Below are 21561 nucleotides of genomic sequence, written 5' to 3'. Positions count from 1 at the left end.
AGTAATTTTCGCACACAAAGACAGAGACAAGGACACTCTCTGACTTCAACTATACCGATAACTGACAGCTGCATTTTTACGCATATCATCTAATAACAAGTTGCTTTGTATCATAATCTTTTGTTGGTACATCTGCTGTTTAATTGCTTCTATACCCGCTACATTACTCTTGATATCACACAACATCATTAACTTTGCAGTGCCATTTTCTCTCAATTCTACTATTTCATTCACACTTGTTTTACTAAATAAAATCTGTAAATCAGGATTTAAATCTCGCATTTTTATTTCAAATTCTTTTGCGTTTGGCAGCTTAAAATTATCTGCCAATTTATCAAAATTTAAACAATTAACTTTTTGCTCCTTTAAACTATCTAATAAACTTTCTGAACCTTCAACCACAATCTGTTTTAATTTTAAAGTGCTTTCCAGCAGTGCATGATTAAGTTGTACTTTATCTATTACTTTTATAACAGAGTAACCTTCACTAAAACTAACTGGACCTGCTATATCGCTGATTTCTAATCCTTCTAAAACGCCCTTGAGTTTGCCTTTCAGCTGACTTAAATTAACTGTTGCTTTACGTATCTTTATTGGAGATTCTGGAATAAAGTCATCATTACTATTACGTAATTTTTTTACTAAATCTTCAGCTATACCATAAACGTCCTTGTCTTTTTGATCAGGAATTATAAACTCTTGGAACGTGATAAGATAATCCGGCTTTTCTGTTTGCCTTTTTACATCATCTACTTCTTTATCGCTTATATTAATAAATGGCACAATTCTTACTTCAATAATTTTGCTCCATAGTAACTGACATTTTATTTGTTTTCTTAAAATACTAAGATCTATATTATGCTTCTCTATGTATTGATCAACTTCATTAGCCTTAAGTTTAAAACTTTGGGTTAAAAATAACATGACAGCATTATCTAACTCCTCGTTGCTCAATTTTATATTCAGCCTCTGCGCTTCATTGATAATGATAATTTCGTCTATTAGTTCCCTAAGAATTTGAGGCTTTGCTTCTTTTTGATTAACACTTTGAGTGCCAAACAATGAATTTATAAAGTTGATGCGTTTTTCGATATCTAAATTTGAAATTGGCTCGCCATTTACATCTGCAATAATTTCAATCTCGGTTGCAAGCAACCTAAGTGGCAACACTATCAACAGTAAAATTAGTATTTTATGCATATAAGTAAGGTTAATAACCAATTCTATAATAAATACTGAGTCAATGCTAGCCAACTTTTTAATAGTGATCTCAGTGACAATGGAAATAAAAACCATTGCAACAAAATCAGGTACGCTGGTAAATAGGCTAAAAACATGCTAATATAGCGAATTTAGACCGTGCTCAAAACAGTATACGGAAGGAGAGGGATTCGAACCCTCGATACGACTTTTCAATCGTATAACGGTTTAGCAAACCGCCGCCTTCAGCCGCTCGGCCACCCTTCCAAATTTAGAACCTAAAGATTATATAATACCAAGACCTCTACCACCTGTCTAATGCTTTTAACAGCAACATTTTTCCGAACAACTGTAATTTTTAGATCTGTGGTACAAAAATCTATAGCTAACCCAAGAAAGGTTTCCCTACGTCATACCGCAATTCATTCCACAACTGTACAAACATTACAATTTGAGCCTACCAGAAGAATGTCATCCCAGTGCCCAGACACTGGGATCCAGGAATTTTGATTGGGCACTAAGTTGGTAAGCATAAAAGTGGCTGATCTTGTGTTAAAACACAACGTTCTTGATGAGATTACGGCAAGGCTGGATTCCAGTGTCAAGCACTGGAATGACACCATTTGCTGTGCAGTTTACCTTCAAGAATGAATGTTCGTACAGTTGTGCGCGGTATCTCAGCATAGATTCCGCTAACAAGTAGCGGAATGACGAATTTGTTGTTTTTCAAATTGTAAGCAAACCTAAGCCACTTTAGCTATAAATCAATAAAAACTAATTTCTGCTTTTTTCAATAATTTTCTTTACTTCTTCTACACCAACCCATTCTCCAACTGCTACTGTTTTTCCCTTTTCTAGATCTTTATAATGAGAAAAGAAATGAGCAATTTTATCTAGTAGGTTTTTAGATAAGTCAGAATAGTCCTTTATATTGTCATAATAGCTATCAACACTGGAAACAGGCACTGCTAATATTTTCTCATCTTCTCCTTTTTCATCTTTAGTGAGTAATGCGCCTATTGGACGCACCGATATTAAAACACTAGATGCTAAGGGAAATTGAGTTAGCACCAAAACATCCACAGGATCACCATCACCTGCGCAGGTATTTGGTATAAACCCATAATTGCAAGGATAAGTCATTGAGGTAGATAAAAATCTGTCAACTTGTAACAACCCAAGCTCTTTATTAAATTCATACTTTACAGGCTCAGCATTTGCACTTATTTCAATTACCACATTCACCGCATTTGGTCCCGCTGTTATTTTACTTAAATCCATAAATCACCTCTTAACTTAAGAATAAGCATTATACAATATGTGCTTTTAAGTTGCTACATTTATAGCTTGTTTTGCATGGAGCGGTTCTAATTTTTTATTCTGCACATCATCGACTGTTGAAAGCGGTGGTTCCTGTGATAATTGAAATAAAGCATATACTATTACAACAGTAAGCACTGCAGCAATTACTAGATTAACAAAATTATCCTGTGGTAGAACACTTTTTATTGGATTAAATAATTTTTGCTCCATAAGGAAATAATCAGCAACATATAACCCAACAGATAATACAAACACACCTAAAATAAGTTTACAGACTGTGTTTTTATGGTCTTTTTCTTTTTTCTTGCTGACAATGAAATTTGGCCTACATTTATTCTCTTCTTGTGGCACTGAGTAGTATATATTTTTAGGGCTCGTTACTAATTGTTCAAATTCATCACTATTTTGGTTTTTTAACAGTTGCTCTAGGGTGTTTTTTGTATTTACAGGATATATTAATCCATCCATTTTTAATTCTTTCTCTTGTCGATCCACATTCTCATGGTTGATTGTATATTTGATGGTTCCATCTCTACTTGATAATCCGATCATGTGTAGTTTGCCAGCCAAGAACATTATATAGCTCTCTATTAACTGATTCTCACATATCTCTAATACTTCTCTTTTTACTGTTTTGTTAGATGACGAAAGTTCTTTATAGTGACCACCCAAAGAAAAGAACAATGCTATATCTTTATCTGCTTTTATGTCATGAATGGAATAATAGCTGCTGATAACGCACTTATTTAATGCAAATTCTCTGTCATATTTGTTTAATGTATTTCCTTCACTTAGTAACTTTCTAAGACCAATGAGTACTTTATTTTCAAAATCTTCTTCTGTTTTAAATATTGGTTCTCTCTTTGGACTTGCTAAGATGTTAAGTAAATCTAATTTACTTCCATCTACTACTTCATTTATATCTCTATTTAACTCAGACCCTTTAATAACTTCATATATTTTATCTATGACATCTTTAGTATTCAGGTTATTGTTTTCACTAAGTATCTTATAAGCTTGAGCATAAATTAAAAACAGCCCTTGTAGACTAAACTTTAAGTTAAAATATTCATCTAATGGCTCCCCCTCTTTTTTAATGAATGCAGACAAACCAAAATGATTTCTGTGGTCCATACTACGATCTAAGTCAGCATGTTGAAAGCCACCTAAAAAAATAAACAAAGTCTCTAATAAATTACCCTTGCCAACAATTTTTATTAATTCTTCAACTTCTTTAACCATTGCTAAAACCTATAATGTTCTACTTTATAGTATAAGGGATATATGGCAAAATAGCAATAAATGTTATTAGACTTCTTGCATAACCCAAACTAAGTAGAAAAAGGTATAGCTATACCGCCGCGGTATCTCTAGATCCCGCTAACACGTAGCGGGATGACGGTTATCAGGCTAGCTGTCATCCCAGTGCGTGAAGGTGGAATCTAGTTTCACTTTATGATGGTGTCATTCCAGTCTGGAATCCAGGAAAAAGAATAGCGATGCAACAAAGCCCACTGGGATCCAGGAAAAAGAATGGTGTCATGAAAGTAGCCTCCTTCTCCTGTCATCCGAGTAGCTTGACACTGGGATGGCTTTGTTGCATCGCTAGCTATGATGGATTAAAGATAAAAAAGATGGAGAATATCAGTAGCTTATTATTCTGGTATTTATAACAAGAACGGTCAGTGAATACCTAAATTTGAGTAAAAGAAATTTCACTACCACTCACTAATCCGGCTAAAATTCAAGAATTTCAATGCTTTAGCTATTTTCAATAGAATTAAGTTTATTAATATAAATAATAAATTACTATTCTTAAATTTGATCAGATTGATTGCAAAAAAACAAGATTTTCAATAGGTTGCTTATAATCCTAACTATAGTTAGCCTTTCATAAGTAGCGATGCAACAAAGCCCACTGGGATCCAGCCTTTTCATCCAAGACGGCAGCGCCTCCTTCTTCTGTCATCCCAGTGTCCAGAGGTGTCATCCCAGTGCGTGACACTGGGATCTAGCCTTTATTATTTGGTTGAAATTAAGTCTTCTGGATCCCAGTGTCAGCTACTTTCATGACATCATCATAAAGTAAAATGAGATCCCAGTGTCAGCTACTCGGATGACACCTTCCGTATAAATATTAAAAAATTTACCAAATGAAAAAAAAGGCAAAAGAAGCCCTGGGGTTATTATCCGCTTTAAAATATTGGCGTTTTTTATGTTTTAAACGCTTGACAAGCAAGATTTAGCTGCTTTTAATTGCAACTAACTTACGCTGCAAATGTTTAAGAAATTTACCAAGCAGAAAAAAAGACAAAGAATCCCCGAGTTAGCTAGTCTTTTACTATCTCTGTCGAGTATTGGCATTTTTTGATGTCTTGTAACGCTTTATAAGCGCGTTCAGCTTATTTAGATAAAAATCTAGATGTAGATGAAGTTTTGTAAAGACATACAGTATCTATATACTGCAAAAAATTGAACATAAGACGCCGATACATTAAGTAATCCTTACCTTTTAATCTGCAGATTGGCGAAAGCAAATACAATAGCTTCAGTTTCATGATAAGGGGGCTGGCAAAGCTTGTCAAGGAAGTTTTTTCGTTTCTATTCCCAATGTTATATGGTTATGCAAGAAGTCTATTGTATGTTTACACTCTGCATTAAAGCTTTTAGTTAAGAGCATATCCATCCGCCGCCAATTACTTGCTCATCTTTATACGCTACACAGGCTTGACCTGGACTGACGCCAAAGTAATCGTCGTTTAAAATGACACAGGCTTTATTTTTTTCGTCAGTTGAATGTATTGTTGCTAAACTTCCAGCATGTGATGATCTCAGCTTCACAGTTACTTCCATACCTTCCTTTGGTTGTTCTAACCAATTTAACTCTTTGATCAATATTTTTTTTTGCATTAATGCGTTGATCGGACCTACTATAACCTCATTATTTTCTGTATTAATTTTTATCACGTAAAGAGGTTCACTGTACCCAACACCTAAGCCTTTTCTTTGCCCTACTGTAAAATTCACTATGCCACTATGCTCACCTAGCACTTTTCCATTCACATCCACAATTTTTCCTTTCTGTACAGATTGTGGAGCTAATTTAGCTATTGTTTTACTATAGCTTTCGGAAACAAAGCATATATCTTGACTGTCCGGCTTTTCAGAAATTTGTAAACTGAAATATTTTGCTAATTTTCTTATATCACTTTTATAGAACCCACCTAGTGGAAATCGCAAAAGCTTTAACTGCTCCTCAGTAGTTGCAAACAAAAAATAACTTTGATCTTTACTTTTATCAATGCTTCTGCACAACTTTACCTCACCATTTTTTTCTAACCTTCTCACGTAATGTCCTGTTACGAGTACATCCGCACCAAGATTTTTTGTAACTTGCAATAGATCACGAAATTTTACCGTTTGGTTACATCTCACGCATGGTATGGGAGTTTCCCCACGCATATAGGTACTTGCAAAATCCTCTATTACTTCCTTTTTGAATATTTCCTCATAGTTTAAAATATAGTGAGGAAAGCCAACACTTTCAGCCACGCGCTTAGCGTCATAAATATCCTGTCCAGCACAACATGCACCTTTTCTTGCACCATCGGTGCCATAGAGTTGAAGAGTCACACCTATCACCTGGTACCCAAAGTTATATAGCAGTGCTGCAGCAACGGAGCTATCAACTCCCCCGGACATTGCAACAATAGCCTTGGTTTGGTGTGGAGCTTTATCTTTTAACAAAGGTTCAATTTCAAATTCTTTTAGCATGGTTATCCGAGTTTATTAAATATAGCTAGCACAGCCCTACGTCATACCGCCGCGGCGCTAACAAGTAGCGGAATGACGAGTTTTACGCTTATCAAATTGCAGGTAAATCTAATTACTCTAGCTATAGATATTGTACAGGACAATATGAAAATTGAAAGAGTTAGTGCAATTTATGCACAATTCCACAATAAGAAATATTTCTTGAGAACCTTAAAATTGAAAAATTTCAACAACCAAAATCGTGATTAATCTTGCTTAAATAAAACATGACTGAAGTAGTCCATGTTTTCAAGCACTTTTCCACTACCCAAGGCAACACAACAAAGTGGGTCATCTGCAACACGAACCGGTAATTTTGTTGTTTCACTGATAACTTTACCTAGATTACGTAATAATCCACCACCACCGGATAAAACTATTCCTCTATCGACTATATCAGAAGAAAGTTCGGGGGGAGTGCTCTCCAATGCTGTTTTAATAGCAGAAATTATCTGATGCACAGGCTCTATTAAACTTTCTGCAACTTGATATTCTGATAAAAGCATTTCTTTTGGCATGCCACTCACTAAATCCCTGCCTTTAATTATCATTCCCTCTTTGTTATTTTCACCTGGCAGACTGGCTGAACCTATGCTTTTCTTAATTTTTTCAGCAGTTGTTTCACCGATTAATAACTTATGATTTTCACGAATATACGATTTTATTGCTTCATCCATAATATCGCCACCTACTCTGGCAGAACGTGAATAAACAATTCCGCCTAAAGAAATAATTGCAACTTCAGTTGTACCGCCTCCTATATCAACAATCATAGAACCTTCAGGTTCAGTAACCGGGAGCCCAGCTCCGATCGCTGCAGCCATTGGTTCTTCAATTAAAAACACTTCATTTGCACCAGCACTTTCTGCTGCATCTTGTATAGCACGCCTTTCAACTGGCGTGGATCCAGATGGAACGCATATGATAATATTAGGTTTATTAACAGTGAATTTTGTGTTTGCACTGCGTATGAAATATTTTAGCATTTCTTCCGCACTTTTAAAATCAGCAATGACTCCATCTTTTAAGGGCCTTATCGCCTCTATCTCTCCAGGCGTTTTTCCAAGCATCATTTTAGCTTTTTTACCAAAAGCATAAGGAACGTAGCTTCCTTTTTCTTTTATTCTTGCTACAACTGAAGGCTCATCAAGCACTATTCCCTGATTTTTCTGATAAACTAAAGTGTTTGCAGTACCAAGGTCTATGGCAATATCGCTAGCAAACAAACCTTTGAAAGTAAAAAGGCTATAAAACTTTCCGGTCAATTTTCGAACAAAATTCATACATAACTCAAGAAAACCATTTTATTGAGATAAATTATACTTTTCAGATAAGTAGTAAGTAACACACTCAACGTCTAAACCCTCACCTGTTACTTTTTTTAGCAGTTCCAAAAGGCTATACTTTGCACTGTATACATTTTGAGATAACCAACTGATAAGTAAACTAAAATCTCCTTTTATTATAGCACTTAATGATTCGTAATGATTCTTTTTAACGCAAGAGAAAATCTGCACAGCAGCAATTAAAGCAATAATTTTTATAGGAAAGTAGCCCATAACACCGCTTGCCCAATATTCATCTTGAAAATAAGTGTCCAGCTCATTTTTAGCTTTTACTGGAATTTTATAATGCTTCATACCTTCAAGCCATGCATCATGCAGATCTTTGATTTCTAACGTACCATTTATTAGATCTTGTTCTAACTTGGTTCTTAGCATAATGTGAGCCAATAAACTAAATTCATCTGCGTTCTTTAAAGAAGAGGAAAGGTTTATTTCATTGAAAACCAAGTGCAAATTTTCAACACTGCTATTAGTTTTGCCTTTTATAGCAAATTTCTCTTTTATGTGTGGTTGAATGAACTCAATAAATTCTCTGGATGTTCCAATCATCCTTTCCATAAATAACCCTTGAGTTTCATACATAACATGTCTCGTAATTGGGCTACTTATAGAATTTTGCGCTAAACATTTTTGATAAATTGCATAACCACTATGCCGTAAAAGTGAAAATAAACCATAACAAAAATCAGATTCATCATAATCTATAGGGTAGTAATAAGAAGTACGAATCTCATTTAGTGCAATACCCATTTGCTGTAAACATAACGAGCCAAGTTCAATCTGCTTCTGAGTAGCAACTTTTTGTATATTAGTAACCTTATCCTTTTTCTGCTTTTCAATTATTTTATCCACATTTTCGCTAAAAAATTTGCCTACCTTGGGGAATACTTCCCTTATATTCTTTTCTGTGATATCAGAGTCATAGTCAGCAAGCAGTGAGTCGTATTTTGAGCATTTTAATTGCTGCGATTTTATAGAAGCTACTTCGCGAATGAGTGTGATTAAATCAGTAAAACGTTCTTTTAGTTTTCCTAAGTTACTGGTTTCAGAATGAGATAGCTTCCATAAATTTTGGCATTCAACCTTAGCTTTGGATAAAGACTTTGCTAAATCAATAGGAACAGCACTGTTGCTTTTATGTATTCTCTCTATTAACTTTAGCTGCTGAGTATTTGCACTTTTTTTGTTACCAAGAGCATCTGCTAATGATTCCTTTATTGCGTCATGAGAGATAATTTCATGTCTGATTTCTTCTAGAAGACTCATTTGTTCAACTTTGTCCTCTATATTTAATTGGCTTTGGTTTAGTACTTTTAGCGTATTTTCGATATTCTTTACCCTATATAATACTTCCTCTAAAAACTTATAAGATTTCATAATTTGTTCATTATTTTAGAAAACATCTATTTAATATCGTAATAGATTAATAATAAAGTTAAAAGTATATTTGCTTAAAGTACAATAAAAAATTGTACTTCTTATTCCTTTATTGGATTTTTCTACTCAGAGTCCAGCATATTATAAGAAAATTAATTGTAAGGTTGTAGAAAAAGTATTTAGTACTTTATTTCTCTTGACTATATTACAATATGGAGAGATTATTAGCTACTGAAATTAAAGTTACGCACTATTTAAAATTTATGGAGGTTTAGTAATGTGGAGTAGACTGGTTATAATGTGCTGTTTTTGTTTACTACTTACTGGTGTAAGTTCTTGCCCAAAAAAAGGAGCAAATACAACAAATAAAATGAATTCTGTTGTTAAGCAGATAGGTGATAAAAGAGTTTTCTTTGGTTATGATGAATCTAGTGTTACTGAAGTAAGTGCAGATGCATTACTTGACGTAATGGAGGTGTTACAAGATAACCCTGACGCGAAGGTTATTTTAACTGGTCATACTGACAACCGTGGTTCTCATGAATATAATCTTGCGCTAGGCGCTAAAAGGGCAGATGCAGCTAAAAAATTTATGGTTAGTTGTACACCATACATAGAAAACAGAATAAAAACTGCTTCTAAGGGTGAAACTGAGCCTTTGGTTAATGTAAAAGATGATTCTAGAAATTCTAAATATGAAAAAGAGCATGCTAAAAATCGTAGAGTGGAATTTTCATTTTCTGGAATAAAGAAATAGATTAAAACCTGGATCCCAGTGTCAAGCACTGGGATGACATAAAGAAAGGGCACTGGGGTGGACAAAAAAGGACAAACTTGTCATATTTTGTTGCTTGTTAGCGGGATCTATATATACCACAAATAAGTCGCTGTATGACGTAGAGACTATCTGGCCATCAAGAGACATAATGGAATTAGAGTTATTATTTCAAAATATAGCTAATAGCTTTGCTTTCCATAATCAAATTGCAGTTGCAGTATCAGGTGGTGTAGATAGTATAGTCTTACTGCACTTAATGAATAACTGGGCAAAAAAAAACAAGCTTTCACTTCCTATAGCATTAACAGTAAATCATGGGTTACGTTCAGAGTCTCAAAAAGAAGCTGATTTTGTTGTAAGTTATGCAAAAGAACTTGGAGCAAAGGAATCGTTCATATTAAATTGGGAGAAGCAAAATATTAAAGGCAATATTCAGTTACAGGCACGAAAAGCACGGTATAAATTACTAGTAGAGTGGTGTAAAAACAATAATGTTAAATGTTTGCTCGTCGCTCATCACAAAGATGATCAAGCAGAAACGTTCTTATTAAGATTAGAGCGAGGTAGCGGCGTAGATGGATTATCATCAATGGACTACAAGTCTTTCCTAAATGGTATTTATATATTTAGGCCATTGTTAAATTTTAGTCGTAGTGAAATAGAAAAGTACGCTAAGCTTCACCAGTTAAAATGGATCGAAGATAGAAGCAACTATAACCTAAAATACAGGCGAACTTTATACCGTAACTTACTTAAAGCAAGTAACAATCAAGAGATTTTAACAGAGAGAATATGCCTCACAGCCCTTCATATGAAAAGAGCTGCAAAAGCGTTGATGCACTACACATGCCTTACATTTAATGACTGTGTTAATGTTCATGATCTTGGTTATATTGAAATTAAACTAAGTGAATTTTATCAATTACCAGAGGAAATAGCCTTGAGGCTTCTTCTTTACTCTATAATGGCAATTGCCAGTAAACATTATAAACCAAGGTACAACAGTCTTATCGTAATATTTAATAAAATATTGCAAAAGGATAGTAATGTTAACTGTACACTTTCTGGGTGCAAAATAAGAAAATATGGAGAAAATATCTTAATAATTAGAGAATCGTCAAGGATACAAGAAATTACCGTAAACCTACCTTTAAATGAACCTATTGAATGGGATAACAGATTTAGCTGCACAATACTCGGAAATCAAGAGTGTTCAGTTATTATCGCTCCATTAAAAAAAACACAAAAAGTTCCTGAATTTCTGAAGGATTACAACTGCTGCCCTGAAGTTTTCTATTCTTTGCCTGTAGTGCTAAAAGATGGAAAGGTGCTTGCTTATCCTGATGTAAATTATAACGGAAAAAATACCAATGACGATAAGGTTCAATGCATTATTGATAGCACGATAAAACAAAATTTGGTAAGCTTGATGGGTATTTAGTTAAAAATAGAAATGAAAAAATTTTTAGAAGGCTTATTGATCTGGTTAGTAATTATTGTTCTTATTTCAGTTGCTTATATTCAGTTCAGCGGAAATGTAGGTAAAAGTAAAACAATTATACCTTTTTCGGAATTTTTAACTAGACTAGAAGACAATGATGTAGAAAATATTGTCATAAAAAATCAGAGCATTGAAGGCAAGTTCAGGGATGGTTCAAGTTTCAACTCAAGCGGTGTTATATATAGCGACCTAATAAAAAATTTACATGATAGAAAAGTGAGATTCTCCTTTTCAACTGGAGATTCTGCCATGAACGTAATTGGTGGATTACTTATCTCATGGGTCCCAACATTTATCTTTATTGGCTTTTTGCTATTCTTTCTTAAACAAACACAAGCGGGAGGCAACAGAACTATAAGCTTTGGCAAGTCAAGGGCTAGACTCATGACTAGTGGAAAAAAAGTAACATTTGATGATGTTGCCGGAATTGATGAAGCAAAAGAAGAGCTGGTAGAGATCGTTGATTTCCTTAAACAAAGGCAAAAATTTCAAATATTAGGTGGAAAAATACCAAAAGGGTGCCTTTTAATTGGCTCTCCTGGAACTGGTAAAACTTTACTTGCTCGTGCAATTGCAGGTGAAGCTAATGTGCCATTCTTTAGCATTTCCGGATCTGATTTTGTTGAAATGTTTGTGGGTGTTGGTGCAAGTCGTGTTCGTGATATGTTTGATCAAGGCAAGAAAAATGCTCCTTGCATAATTTTCATAGATGAAATAGATGCGGTGGGTAGACATCGTGGCATTGGTCTTGGTGGCGGCAACGACGAAAGAGAGCAAACATTAAATCAGTTATTAGTTGAGATGGATGGCTTTGAGTCTAATGAAGGTGTGATAATAATCGCTGCAACTAACCGCCCAGACGTTTTAGATCCAGCACTGCTTAGACCTGGTCGTTTTGACCGACAGGTTACTATTTCTTTACCCGATATAAATGGGCGTGAAAAGATATTAAATACGCATATAAAGAAAATATCAATGGCTCCCGATGTAAATGTGAGAACAGTTGCAAGAGGAACACCAGGCTTTTCTGGAGCTGATTTAGCAAATTTAGTGAACGAATCTGCACTTATCGCTGCAAGAAGAAACAAGAAGATTGTTACCATGGATGATTTTGAATATGCACGTGATAAAGTGATGATGGGCGTAGAAAGGCGATCTCTCATTATGACAGAAGAGGAAAAGAGACTGACTGCATACCATGAAGCTGGTCATGCGATGATTGCTGTTAATATGTCTGCTTCTGATCCTATACACAAGGCAACAATTATTCCACGCGGTAGGGCACTCGGTTTAGTTATGAGACTACCAGAGACAGATAGAGTGTCCCTCACAAGAGAAAAGATGCTAGCAGATATAACTGTTGCAATGGGTGGACGTGTGGCAGAAGAGCTAATTTTTGGCTACGATAAAGTTACAAGCGGTGCATCTTCAGATATAAAATTAGCATCAGATTTATCACGTTCTATGGTAACAAAATGGGGAATGAGCGACAAAATAGGCCCGATCTATCACAATCGCGAACAAACCATACATGGTTCTGACATAATTTCTGAAGATACGTTAAAACTTATAGATGAAGAAGTGAAGGAAGTTGTGTCTTCTTGCTATGAAAAAGCAAAAGAGATTTTGACCAAGCATAAGAAAGGCTTAGATCTCATTGCTGAAAATCTACTGGAGTTTGAAACTTTAACAGGAGATGAAATAAAAGACATATTAAATGGAAAAAAAATTGTTAGAGAGGAAAATGAGAAGAATGAGAAAATAAAAAAATCCTCTCTCTATTAAATTTGGCCTTGTTTAACTGTTAAAATGAAAGTTTTTAGTTGCAGTAATTGACCAATGGTGTCATCAGGTAGCTATCTGACCCACAGAAACGGAGCTAAAATTACTTGACACCCTTCGCCAGCCCCCTTATCATGAAACTGAAGCTATTGTATTTGCTTTCGCCAATCTGCAGATTAAAAGGTAAGGATTACTTAATGTATCGGCGTCTTATGTTCAATTTTTTGCAGTATATAGATACTGTATGTCTTTACAAAACTTCATCTACATCTAGATTTTTATCTAAATAAGCTGAACGCGCTTATAAAGCGTTACAAGACATCAAAAAATGCCAATACTCGACAGAGATAGTAAAAGACTAGCTAACTCGGGGATTCTTTGTCTTTTTTTCTGCTTGGTAAATTTCTTAAACATTTGCAGCGTAAGTTAGTTGCAATTAAAAGCAGCTGAATTTCGCTTGTCAAGCGTTTAAAACATAAAAAACGCCAATATTTTAAAGCGGATAATAACCACGGGGCTTCTTTTGCCTTTTTTTTATTTGGTAAATTTCTTAACGTTTGTAGCTAACATGAAGCTAAGTACGAACTTTGTTAAACACAACAAATGATGTCATCCCAGTGCTCCTTTTTTTGTCATCCCAGTGCCCAGACACTGGGATCCAGGAAAGTTTGCTTGTGAGCAAGCAAACTATCATAGAAAGTGGTTACAACGTTTTCGATGAGATTGCAGAAAGGCTGGATCCCAGTGTCTGGGCACTGGGATGACACCGTCTTGGATGGAAATCAGTGTCGGAGCACTGGGATGACACCCTGACAATCGTCATCCCGCTACGTGTTAGCGGGATCTATGCTTTGAGATACCGCGAATGAATCGCGGTATGACGGTGTAGATGATGGTTAAGTATCCCGCTACGTGTTAGCGGGATCTAGAGATACCGTGACGGTATGACAAGGGAGAACAGTTGCTACGTGTTAGCGGCCGAGATACCGCGGCGGTATGACGTAGGACTGCTGTCATGCAAGTAGCTGACACTGAAATGACAAGAGAAAGAGGCTACTGGGATGACAGGAGAGGATGCTGGGATGATAGGAGAAGGGGCTACTTAGATGACAGAAGAATGGGACGACAGGAACGGAGACCCTTTCCTGACGGACTTAAATCACAATTATCAGCTGTTACAAAAAACGCCAAAAATAATTGCCTTTTAATTTAGGTTATGCAAGAAGTCTAATAATTTCACTATATACTTGATTGTTGTCTTTAGCTTCAATTTCAGTGATAACACTGCACCTAACGGGCTCTTCTATGGCTATTTCCTGAAACCCTTTTCTGACCTTATTGTAAAAATTAACATCCATTTCTTCATATTTATTCTTGTCTTTTGCTCTATTTAACCCAACTTTAACATCAATATCTAGAATGAATGTAATATCTGGATATTTAATTTTCACTAGCTTATGTAAGTCCCTTATTAGCCCTAAGTCAACTCCAAACCCATATCCTTGGTATGCAATAGTTGAATCAATAAACCGATCACAAATCACTATTTTTCCTTCTGCAAGAGCTGGTAATATTAATTTTTTCATATGTTCGCGCCTCATCGAGATAAGTAGCAAGAGTTCAGAAATAGGATCAATATTATTTGTTAACAACACTCCTCTTATCTTTTCTGCAAAATCAGTGCCACCTGGTTCTCGAGTCAATACTACGTTATTTTCGCCTTGAATTTGCTTAAAATGATTTGCAAGTAGCTTAGATTGTGTTGTTTTACCAGAGCCGTCTATTCCTTCGAAAGTTATGAACATAAGTTTTATAATTATAATACTAAAAAAGAATATGCAAACAGTATACATAGAAACCGTTTGACATTTAAATAATAAGACCGTAAATTACATATGGTATAATAATAGTCTATGGTTGCTCTGAATACTCCTAAAGTCGATTTTAGTTTTACTGCAAAAGATTTTAATCTTTTGGGAGTAGACAATAAATACTATACATTAAGTGACTGTTGTGGAAAAAATGGTCTTATTGTAATGTTTATATGCAATCACTGTCCTTACGTTCAGTCAATTATTAGCAATTTGGTAAGCGATGTTGATCAATTGAAAAAAGATTATCAGGTAAACACCATTGCAATAATGCCAAATGATGTAAATGAATATCCAGAAGATTCCTTTGAAAATATGATTAATTTTGCCAAGGAAAATAAGTTTACATTTCCATATTTAATTGATAGTACACAGAAAATAGCTAAAGAATACGGGGCTGTTTGCACTCCTGACTTTTTTGGCTTTAATTCCAATTTAAACCTTTGCTATCGTGGACGTTTTAACGACACAAAAAAAGAAAAGGTTCAAAGCTATGAAGTAGGAAGTAGTGACTTATCTCAAGCTATGAAATTTATTGCAGAAACTGGTAATTCTCCAATTGACCAAAAATCAAGTATTGGCTGCTCAATTAAATGGTCTAATTCTACAGGTTAAATATCATGCACAGTGGCTCTCAGCATTTGTTTGATATTATAATTTTACTTTCTGCTGCTGTGTTTATAGTCATAGCGTTTTGGAAAATGAATATTAGTCCAGTGCTTGGTTACTTCGTTGCAGGTGCAGTTATTGGTTCTCATGGATTTAATCTGATACACTCAGCTGAAGCAATGGATAATCTTGCAGAATTTGGTGTAGTTTTTCTATTATTCATTATAGGCCTTGAATTGACATTTGAACGCCTGATCGCTATGCGTATTCATGTATTTGGGTTCGGTTCTCTTCAAGTTATAGTTACCATGGTAGCAATATGGTGCATCGCTCTTGCTTTCGGAGTGAATACGAATATAGCGACAGTTATTGGTGGTGGGCTTGCGCTATCCTCAACAGCAATAGTGTTGCAGGTTCTGCAAGAAAAAGGTTCTCAAGCAAGTCAGGTTGGTAGGTTGTCGATAGCAGTGCTATTAATGCAAGATTTTGCAGTGGTACCATTAATAGTATTGGTACCTTTACTTGCTGGCAATTCTGAGCACAGCCTGATAAGCTCATTGGCAGGCTCATTAGTGCAAGCAGCTATTGCATTAGTGCTGATATTTATAACTGGTAGATTATTGCTTAGACCTTTATTTTCGGTTATTGCTAAAATGGAAAGTAATGAGATCTTTATATCAACAACGCTTTTAATAGTATTAGGAGCAGCATTTATTACTGAGCAATTTCATTTATCGTTGGCATTAGGTGCATTTGTCGCTGGATTGTTAGTTGCAGAAACAGAATATAGACACTCAGTGGAGCACGCAGTATTACCATTTAAAGATTTGTTTCTTGGCTTATTTTTCATGACTGTTGGTATGTCCATCAATACCGAACTTTTACTCAATAAGTTACCACTAATTACTTTATTATCGATTATCCTTATCGTTTTAAAAACATCTATCATATATATATTGTGTAGATTTTTTGGGTTTAAGAGTGCACCTGCTATACAAGCTGGGTTACTACTTTCACAAGGCGGTGAATTTGCGTTTATTTTATTTCGCTTAGCAAATGAACTAAATGTGCTACCAAGTGAAATCGCTCAAGTACTTATGATGGTAACTACAGTAACCATGGCTTTCACTCCTCTTTTATCGGGGCTTGGAGATTGGATAGCAAACTCATTTAGCACTGAGAAAACAATATTAGATGATGAAGCTGTTGAAACAGATACACAAGATCTTTATAACCATGTGATAGTTGCTGGATTTGGTAGAGTGGGATATATGGTAACAAAAATGCTTACGGCAGAGCATTTAAGTTACGTTGTTGTAGATATTCAATCGAAAATAGTCAAAGAAGGAAAAAGTGATAGTTTTCCTATATATCTTGGAGATGTTACAAGATGTGAAATTTTAAAATCGGTAGGAATAGAAAGAGCTCAAGCTCTCGTGGTTTCAATAAAGAATGAAGTTACTATAAAAAAAGTTGTTTCTTTAGTTGCTGCAAATTTTCCGCATGTAAATATTGTAATACGCTTACCAGATCTGAGTAATGTGGAGGTTTATAGAGATCTAGGAGCTAGTAAAATTATTCCTGAAACATCTGAGATAGGATTGCAGCTAGGTGGAGCTGCACTGAGCCTCAGTGGTATTAGCGAAAGTGGAGTTACGTCTTTAAAAAGTAGATTTAGAAAAGGCAATTATAGTATGTTAAAAGACCTTGGTAGTGATAAAGATGAATAACTACTTTTCTAATTTTATGTACAGAAAGCTTCAAGCTTTGTTGAGGTCAGATGCATGGCTAATGCATAAATACTGAAACAAAAATTCCAGTGCTCCCTTTCTTGTCATCCCAGTGCTTGACACTGGGATGACATCATAGAGGCACTGGGATGACACCCATTTGTTCCTATAGTTGTCTTTTTTCGTCTACCTTATTTTGCCACCCTGCTGAACAGATACATTGAGGTTTTGCCTATAGTAAATTACGCACATAATCAACCAAGTTAAGGAAAGTGCAAACCAAGTGATTGCATATTCCAAATGCTTCATTGGCTGTATAGCTACTTTGCTGCCAAAATTGTTCGGCCACAATACACACTTCTCTAGCTTAATACCTAACTCATTGGAAATTTCCTCTGTACTCAGGGTAAACCATGTATTCGAAGCAGTATCGTTTTTGATGAACCAATTTTTGCTTTTATTGCTATCGCAATATAAAGTTCCATCTGCAACTACTTTTTCAATTTTTACTTTTTTCTCCTTTTTTTCTCTGACTATTCCTTTATTCACCAACATGTAACGTCCAGTGGTGAGCAACATAGGAGACAGCACGTGATAGCCGTGTTGCCCTGCAAAAACATATAGTTCTATGTCACTTAGAATCCCATCGATCTTGACATGCCTATAGTTAAATTTTTCAAGGTCGTTATTGGGCAATAGATGAACAACTGGAAGACTCATACTTTTAATAATATTATTCTTCCAGTTCAATCTGAATACTTGCCATAATCCTAATAAAAAAAGAAGCAAGCAAGGTATAATTAAAATAAATACTGTTTTTTTTAACACTCTATATTTGTGTTCTTAAATAGTTTTCAACACCCATTAGTTCAATAAGGTCAATCTGTTTCTCAATCCAATGGAAGTGCTCTTCTTCATTTTTTAACATCTCTTCTAATAACATTACACTAACAAAATCTTTTTCTTTCTCAGCGATAGAAATCGTTTCTTTGATATCCTTAATACCTTTTCCCTCTAATTTCAAATTAGCTTCTAAGATTTTCCGTATTGTGTCTTTTGTAAACTTTCCATCATGCTTTGATATTTCGTTTGTATCCTGAAAATTTGGAACTCCTTTGAATAACAAAATTCTTTCTGCCAACTTGTTTGCATGTTCAAGTTCTTCGTTAAGCTCATTTTTTACCTTTTCTGCAAGTCTATTAATTCCATTGTTTTTGAGAACCGCAAAATGCAAAAGATACTGACGTACAGAAGTCAGCTCATTGGTCAATAATTTGTTCAAATGTTTTACTATCTCTTCATTCATAATCTTCCCTTAGTTCAATTTATCAGCATAATTTATATGATAACGATGATTATAGCAACTCATTTAATAGTTCCTTTGATAACAACCGTATTAAATAGCATGTCGTGGTATGTCTGTTTCTTTTTAGAAAAACAAGCAACTAGATACCAGCAGAGAGTGAGCAGCACTATCATTACTTTCAATGCACTCAAGACATTCACTAATACCTCCTGATCTTGCAAAAATTCAGTAAGGACAACTACTACACTGTTTAACAAAGGAAGAAAAAACTGGGAAGTGCTTCTGTCAAACGCTAAATTCAAGTCTATTTTAGAATTATCTAAATTGATAGTACATATATTCATTAACCGTTGACCTGGAGTTGCTTGGGCCTTTGAAGATATAAAATATGTGAAGTAACTACAATTTACACACATGTATGATAGATGTAAGATCAACGAAGAATCCTCTAATAGCAGTATAATTAATAAAGTTGGAATTAATAAAATTGCTACATCTATTAAATATGCGCAAAAGCGCCTTTTTATGCTGGCAATCTCTGTCATTACCTATCTTCCAAATATTTTATTATGAAATCTCTAAGTTTATCAAAATGTTGAAAACATAACAAATCTTTGTAACCGCTTATTGATTGACCGTATATAATAGGCAAACAATTGGCATTTTGTGCACACAGAACATCTGTGATGCTATCACCAACGAAAAACACATTTTCTCTATTTATAGGCAACGTACTCTCTTCTAGTGCAAATAGCAGTGGGGTTGCAGATGGTTTATCTTCTGCAGTATCGCATGACCCAACTACTCTTTCAAAGTAAGAATCTAGTTTAAAATAGGTAACTTCTTCACGTAAATTAGTATTTTTCTTATTACTTACTATTGCTAGATAAATATTGTAGCTTTTCAGTGTCTGCAACATTTCCTCTACTCCTTGATTCAGAGCAATGTTTTGCAATAGTGCATCATCTAAATATTGTTGATATATCTGATTTGCTTTTTTCCACTGATCGCCAAATAAATTGACCATATAGCTCTTTCTCGACTCATGGGAATTTCTATCAGCAGCTTTATTACTATACCCCATTGAGTTTATGGTATGTTTAATAGCATTAAAAATGTTATCTTGAGTGTCAACTAAGGTATTATCCCAATCGAATACTACTGCTAACGGGCTGTTTTTCATTTCTATATTGTTATATATTTTAAGTTAATAAGTAAATAGCATTTTAATAAAAAAAATATAAAGAGGACGCTCTTGATAAACACTCTTTACCACAAGTTATGTTAACTGTTTTTTATATAATTAGCTAATATACTGGTTATATGATATATTTTAATAGGTAATAGGTATGGCTCAGACATCTAAAGAAAGTGTTGAAAAAAAGTTTAAAGATGTTTTTGAACGTTCTCCAGGTGCTTTTCCAGAAGGTACCTCATTAGAAGAGAAGGTTAATTATATCGCAAAAGGAACAGAGGCTCTAAAAGCTGTGAACAGTAAGGAGCTTGAGAACAAAATGAAAAACGTTGCAGAATTGAATCAGAAATTTGAAAGTCAAAAAGGACGTGCAGATGAAAAAGTACGTCAAGATTTTGAAAGAATTGCTGAGCTTGACCAACAATATAAAGGGAAGGGCATCTTCACAAGTGAAAAAGTTGCAGAATTAAAAAATGACAAAAAATTTCAAGAAGCAGCTAACACTCTTAGAGAAACTACAACAGAAGGTAAAAGTGTTGAACAGAGTGGACAAAAAAAGACTTCTGAGGCTTCTGTACAAACAGATACACAGCCATCAAGAGTTGGAGGGTTACGTAATCCAGAATTTCAAGAAGCAGCTAACACTCTTAGAGAAACTACAGCAAAAGATAAAAGCATTGAACAGAGTGGACAAAAAAAGACTACTGAAGCTTCTGTGCAAACAGATACACAGCCATCAAAGCACGATTCACAAACCGTTAGTCCTTCAGTGAGCAAGAGTTCTGTAAAAGAGAAGCTCAACAATAAAAAGCCTGAACAGAACAAAAAAGATAACATGCCTCAACCACAAGAAAATCAAAAAGAAGAAGGGTTTTTGAGTCTTCTGAAGCGCTTTGTTAAGAAAATGTTAGAAAAACTTTTGGGTGAGGATGAAAAGAGTGTGGAGAATACTCATGACATGAGAGAAGCGGCTCAAAAAAATACATCAAATAATGAAATGCAACAAAAAAGTATGGATCAGAGCTCTTTCATAAATATAAATGGAAAAGAGTTCAATTTAGAACCGGAAAAGGCTTTTAATTATCAGGATAAAGCTCTCAACATTAATATTACATACAATAGTCCTGAGACAAAGCAAAATCTGCAGCAAGATACAACTTCTCCCAATATTGCTAATGCGGTTAACTTAAATATTAATGGTAAGGAATATAGTGTCCAACCTGGTGAGTCTTTCAATCATAAAAGTCCCGGCTTAGAAATTAGCGTGGTGAATGGTCATCAACAAAGTAAAAACTTTGACAAGATTTTAGATCAAGATCGGAGCATAAGTGAAGGTTTAAAGCAAGCAACACAACTTGAAAACCCAATGATAACGCCTATTCATACTCCTAAAGTGAATGAAGTAAACACAGGTCGTGAAAGGTGATCCGCTTTCAAGCTTCATTAGTTTAAAAAAGTATTTAATTATACAATAATCCCAGTCGTCTAAGTGAGGAAAGTCACCTCTCCCCACTAGACTTCAAAACCGGACTTGTGGTAGAGTGGGCAGCCAGCGAGTTACTTGTTAAGTACTTTTCCAACAGCCCCTCTCCGAACCTTACTATTACCCATAAATCTATAAATGGTGAAAAAGCTGCTATTTTACTAATTCAACTTTCTACTATAAATAGATCTGACCTTACCCAGAAAAAGTAGAGAGAAAGTTAAGACGTTTTTGGAGTAAAATAAAA

At 34.9% G+C, this 21561-nt stretch carries 24 protein-coding genes and 1 tRNA gene; 11 read left to right on the top strand and 14 right to left on the bottom strand.

What is annotated here, in order from left to right:
* Positions 1-45: 45 nt before the first annotated feature.
* On the bottom strand, positions 46-1200 hold the full coding sequence (locus ABWU69_RS07140; protein ID WP_353285127.1) for a SurA N-terminal domain-containing protein: 1155 nt from the start codon (positions 1198-1200) through the stop codon (positions 46-48).
* 176 nt (positions 1201-1376) lie between these two features.
* A tRNA-Ser gene (locus ABWU69_RS07135) sits at positions 1377-1467 on the bottom strand.
* A 99-nt stretch (positions 1468-1566) separates the two neighbouring features.
* On the opposite strand from ABWU69_RS07135, the gene ABWU69_RS07130 reads away from it, so the two are divergent.
* Positions 1567-1710: a hypothetical protein gene (locus ABWU69_RS07130; RefSeq protein WP_353285126.1), complete on the top strand. Its 144-nt coding sequence runs from the start codon at positions 1567-1569 to the stop codon at positions 1708-1710.
* Between the two features lie 61 nt (positions 1711-1771).
* Positions 1772-1903, top strand: coding sequence for a hypothetical protein (locus ABWU69_RS07125; RefSeq protein ID WP_264688037.1), 132 nt, complete (start codon positions 1772-1774; stop codon positions 1901-1903).
* Between the two features lie 71 nt (positions 1904-1974).
* Here ABWU69_RS07125 and ppa read toward each other — a convergent pair whose 3' ends face one another.
* The 3 genes from ppa to mnmA form a co-directional block, all read right to left on the bottom strand.
* Positions 1975-2481, bottom strand: a complete 507-nt coding sequence (ppa, locus tag ABWU69_RS07120) for an inorganic diphosphatase (RefSeq protein WP_265026529.1) — start codon at positions 2479-2481, stop codon at positions 1975-1977.
* 45 nt (positions 2482-2526) lie between these two features.
* Complete coding sequence (locus tag ABWU69_RS07115) at positions 2527-3765, bottom strand: hypothetical protein (protein WP_265026530.1); 1239 nt, start codon at positions 3763-3765, stop codon at positions 2527-2529.
* 1428 nt (positions 3766-5193) lie between these two features.
* Positions 5194-6297, bottom strand: a complete 1104-nt coding sequence (gene mnmA, locus ABWU69_RS07110; protein ID WP_265026547.1) for a tRNA 2-thiouridine(34) synthase MnmA — start codon at positions 6295-6297, stop codon at positions 5194-5196.
* A 72-nt stretch (positions 6298-6369) separates the two neighbouring features.
* Here mnmA and ABWU69_RS07105 point away from each other — a divergent pair, with 72 nt between their 5' ends.
* A complete protein-coding gene (locus ABWU69_RS07105) occupies positions 6370-6546 on the top strand; it encodes a hypothetical protein (RefSeq protein WP_265034888.1) in 177 nt (58 codons plus the stop codon).
* On the opposite strand, the gene ABWU69_RS07100 is transcribed toward ABWU69_RS07105, so the two are convergent.
* Both ABWU69_RS07100 and ABWU69_RS07095 read right to left on the bottom strand, forming a co-directional pair.
* Complete coding sequence (locus ABWU69_RS07100) at positions 6543-7619, bottom strand: rod shape-determining protein (RefSeq protein WP_265034887.1); 1077 nt, start codon at positions 7617-7619, stop codon at positions 6543-6545. The genes ABWU69_RS07105 and ABWU69_RS07100 overlap by 4 nt on opposite strands.
* A 21-nt stretch (positions 7620-7640) precedes the next feature.
* Positions 7641-9059 (bottom strand): carboxypeptidase, encoded by a 1419-nt coding sequence (locus ABWU69_RS07095; protein ID WP_353285125.1) that lies wholly within the window; start codon positions 9057-9059, stop codon positions 7641-7643.
* A 277-nt stretch (positions 9060-9336) separates the two neighbouring features.
* Here ABWU69_RS07095 and ABWU69_RS07090 point away from each other — a divergent pair, with 277 nt between their 5' ends.
* Entirely contained in the window at positions 9337-9816 is a 480-nt protein-coding gene (locus ABWU69_RS07090) for an OmpA family protein (protein ID WP_265026544.1), read from the top strand.
* Between the two features lie 21 nt (positions 9817-9837).
* Here the strand turns inward: ABWU69_RS07090 and ABWU69_RS07085 are convergent, their stop codons facing one another.
* Positions 9838-9984, bottom strand: a complete 147-nt coding sequence (locus ABWU69_RS07085; RefSeq protein ID WP_265034885.1) for a hypothetical protein — start codon at positions 9982-9984, stop codon at positions 9838-9840.
* Position 9985: 1 nt separating this feature from the next.
* On the opposite strand from ABWU69_RS07085, the gene tilS reads away from it, so the two are divergent.
* The 4 genes from tilS (at position 9986) to ABWU69_RS07065 (ending at position 14333) form a co-directional block, all read left to right on the top strand.
* Positions 9986-11278 (top strand): tRNA lysidine(34) synthetase TilS, encoded by a 1293-nt coding sequence (gene tilS, locus ABWU69_RS07080; protein WP_265034883.1) that lies wholly within the window; start codon positions 9986-9988, stop codon positions 11276-11278.
* A 12-nt stretch (positions 11279-11290) separates the two neighbouring features.
* Positions 11291-13123 (top strand): ATP-dependent zinc metalloprotease FtsH, encoded by a 1833-nt coding sequence (gene ftsH, locus ABWU69_RS07075; RefSeq protein ID WP_265034881.1) that lies wholly within the window; start codon positions 11291-11293, stop codon positions 13121-13123.
* Positions 13124-13707: 584 nt separating this feature from the next.
* Entirely contained in the window at positions 13708-13884 is a 177-nt protein-coding gene (locus ABWU69_RS07070) for a hypothetical protein (RefSeq protein ID WP_265034879.1), read from the top strand.
* A gap of 251 nt (positions 13885-14135) precedes the next feature.
* Entirely contained in the window at positions 14136-14333 is a 198-nt protein-coding gene (locus ABWU69_RS07065) for a hypothetical protein (RefSeq protein ID WP_265034878.1), read from the top strand.
* 1 nt (position 14334) lies between these two features.
* On the opposite strand, the gene tmk is transcribed toward ABWU69_RS07065, so the two are convergent.
* A complete protein-coding gene (gene tmk, locus ABWU69_RS07060) occupies positions 14335-14925 on the bottom strand; it encodes a dTMP kinase (RefSeq protein ID WP_265034877.1) in 591 nt (196 codons plus the stop codon).
* A gap of 108 nt (positions 14926-15033) precedes the next feature.
* Between tmk and ABWU69_RS07055 the strand changes: the two genes are divergently transcribed.
* Entirely contained in the window at positions 15034-15606 is a 573-nt protein-coding gene (locus ABWU69_RS07055; protein WP_265026539.1) for a thioredoxin family protein, read from the top strand.
* Between the two features lie 5 nt (positions 15607-15611).
* Positions 15612-17330: a monovalent cation:proton antiporter-2 (CPA2) family protein gene (locus ABWU69_RS07050; RefSeq protein WP_265034876.1), complete on the top strand. Its 1719-nt coding sequence runs from the start codon at positions 15612-15614 to the stop codon at positions 17328-17330.
* Positions 17331-17360: 30 nt separating this feature from the next.
* Here the strand turns inward: ABWU69_RS07050 and ABWU69_RS07045 are convergent, their stop codons facing one another.
* From ABWU69_RS07045 to ABWU69_RS07025, 5 genes are read right to left on the bottom strand one after another with little or no spacing between them, the layout of a single operon-like run.
* Positions 17361-17486 carry a hypothetical protein gene (locus ABWU69_RS07045; RefSeq protein WP_353285124.1) on the bottom strand — a complete coding sequence of 42 codons (126 nt, stop codon included), beginning with the start codon at positions 17484-17486 and terminating at the stop codon, positions 17361-17363.
* A 30-nt stretch (positions 17487-17516) separates the two neighbouring features.
* Positions 17517-18158, bottom strand: coding sequence for an SURF1 family protein (locus ABWU69_RS07040; protein WP_265034873.1), 642 nt, complete (start codon positions 18156-18158; stop codon positions 17517-17519).
* 1 nt (position 18159) lies between these two features.
* On the bottom strand, positions 18160-18636 hold the full coding sequence (gene bfr, locus ABWU69_RS07035) for a bacterioferritin (protein WP_155969303.1): 477 nt from the start codon (positions 18634-18636) through the stop codon (positions 18160-18162).
* A 59-nt stretch (positions 18637-18695) separates the two neighbouring features.
* Positions 18696-19181 (bottom strand): RDD family protein, encoded by a 486-nt coding sequence (locus ABWU69_RS07030; RefSeq protein WP_265026536.1) that lies wholly within the window; start codon positions 19179-19181, stop codon positions 18696-18698.
* Complete coding sequence (locus ABWU69_RS07025) at positions 19181-19819, bottom strand: HAD family hydrolase (protein ID WP_265034871.1); 639 nt, start codon at positions 19817-19819, stop codon at positions 19181-19183. Before ABWU69_RS07025 ends, ABWU69_RS07030 begins: the two co-directional genes overlap by 1 nt.
* 166 nt (positions 19820-19985) lie before the next feature.
* Between ABWU69_RS07025 and ABWU69_RS07020 the strand changes: the two genes are divergently transcribed.
* Positions 19986-21257 carry a hypothetical protein gene (locus ABWU69_RS07020; RefSeq protein WP_265034870.1) on the top strand — a complete coding sequence of 424 codons (1272 nt, stop codon included), beginning with the start codon at positions 19986-19988 and terminating at the stop codon, positions 21255-21257.
* The last annotated feature ends 304 nt before the right edge of the window (positions 21258-21561 follow it).

It is taken from the genome of Wolbachia endosymbiont (group A) of Beris morrisii (assembly GCF_964028185.1).
GTDB lineage: Bacteria > Pseudomonadota > Alphaproteobacteria > Rickettsiales > Anaplasmataceae > Wolbachia.
Note: the sequence above shows the minus strand (reverse complement) of the source record. Positions and strands in the feature narration are given on the sequence as shown.

Excerpts from the sequence above, each read along its gene's own strand:
- ppa (WP_265026529.1), bottom strand. The coding sequence starts at position 2,481 with ATGGATTTAAGTAAAATAACAGCGGGACCAAATGCGGTGAATGTGGTA.
- ABWU69_RS07090 (WP_265026544.1), top strand. The coding sequence starts at position 9,337 with ATGTGGAGTAGACTGGTTATAATGTGCTGTTTTTGTTTACTACTTACT.
- ABWU69_RS07085 (WP_265034885.1), bottom strand. The coding sequence starts at position 9,984 with ATGTCTCTTGATGGCCAGATAGTCTCTACGTCATACAGCGACTTATTT.
- ABWU69_RS07105 (WP_265034888.1), top strand. The coding sequence starts at position 6,370 with ATGACGAGTTTTACGCTTATCAAATTGCAGGTAAATCTAATTACTCTA.
- ABWU69_RS07055 (WP_265026539.1), top strand. The coding sequence starts at position 15,034 with ATGGTTGCTCTGAATACTCCTAAAGTCGATTTTAGTTTTACTGCAAAA.
- ABWU69_RS07100 (WP_265034887.1), bottom strand. The coding sequence starts at position 7,619 with ATGAATTTTGTTCGAAAATTGACCGGAAAGTTTTATAGCCTTTTTACT.
- ABWU69_RS07020 (WP_265034870.1), top strand. The coding sequence starts at position 19,986 with ATGGCTCAGACATCTAAAGAAAGTGTTGAAAAAAAGTTTAAAGATGTT.
- tilS (WP_265034883.1), top strand. The coding sequence starts at position 9,986 with ATGGAATTAGAGTTATTATTTCAAAATATAGCTAATAGCTTTGCTTTC.
- ABWU69_RS07095 (WP_353285125.1), bottom strand. The coding sequence starts at position 9,059 with ATGAAATCTTATAAGTTTTTAGAGGAAGTATTATATAGGGTAAAGAAT.
- ftsH (WP_265034881.1), top strand. The coding sequence starts at position 11,291 with ATGAAAAAATTTTTAGAAGGCTTATTGATCTGGTTAGTAATTATTGTT.
- ABWU69_RS07030 (WP_265026536.1), bottom strand. The coding sequence starts at position 19,181 with ATGACAGAGATTGCCAGCATAAAAAGGCGCTTTTGCGCATATTTAATA.
- tmk (WP_265034877.1), bottom strand. The coding sequence starts at position 14,925 with ATGTTCATAACTTTCGAAGGAATAGACGGCTCTGGTAAAACAACACAA.
- ABWU69_RS07115 (WP_265026530.1), bottom strand. The coding sequence starts at position 3,765 with ATGGTTAAAGAAGTTGAAGAATTAATAAAAATTGTTGGCAAGGGTAAT.
- mnmA (WP_265026547.1), bottom strand. The coding sequence starts at position 6,297 with ATGCTAAAAGAATTTGAAATTGAACCTTTGTTAAAAGATAAAGCTCCA.
- ABWU69_RS07125 (WP_264688037.1), top strand. The coding sequence starts at position 1,772 with ATGAGATTACGGCAAGGCTGGATTCCAGTGTCAAGCACTGGAATGACA.
- ABWU69_RS07050 (WP_265034876.1), top strand. The coding sequence starts at position 15,612 with ATGCACAGTGGCTCTCAGCATTTGTTTGATATTATAATTTTACTTTCT.
- ABWU69_RS07140 (WP_353285127.1), bottom strand. The coding sequence starts at position 1,200 with ATGCATAAAATACTAATTTTACTGTTGATAGTGTTGCCACTTAGGTTG.
- bfr (WP_155969303.1), bottom strand. The coding sequence starts at position 18,636 with ATGAATGAAGAGATAGTAAAACATTTGAACAAATTATTGACCAATGAG.
- ABWU69_RS07065 (WP_265034878.1), top strand. The coding sequence starts at position 14,136 with ATGCAAGTAGCTGACACTGAAATGACAAGAGAAAGAGGCTACTGGGAT.
- ABWU69_RS07025 (WP_265034871.1), bottom strand. The coding sequence starts at position 19,819 with ATGAAAAACAGCCCGTTAGCAGTAGTATTCGATTGGGATAATACCTTA.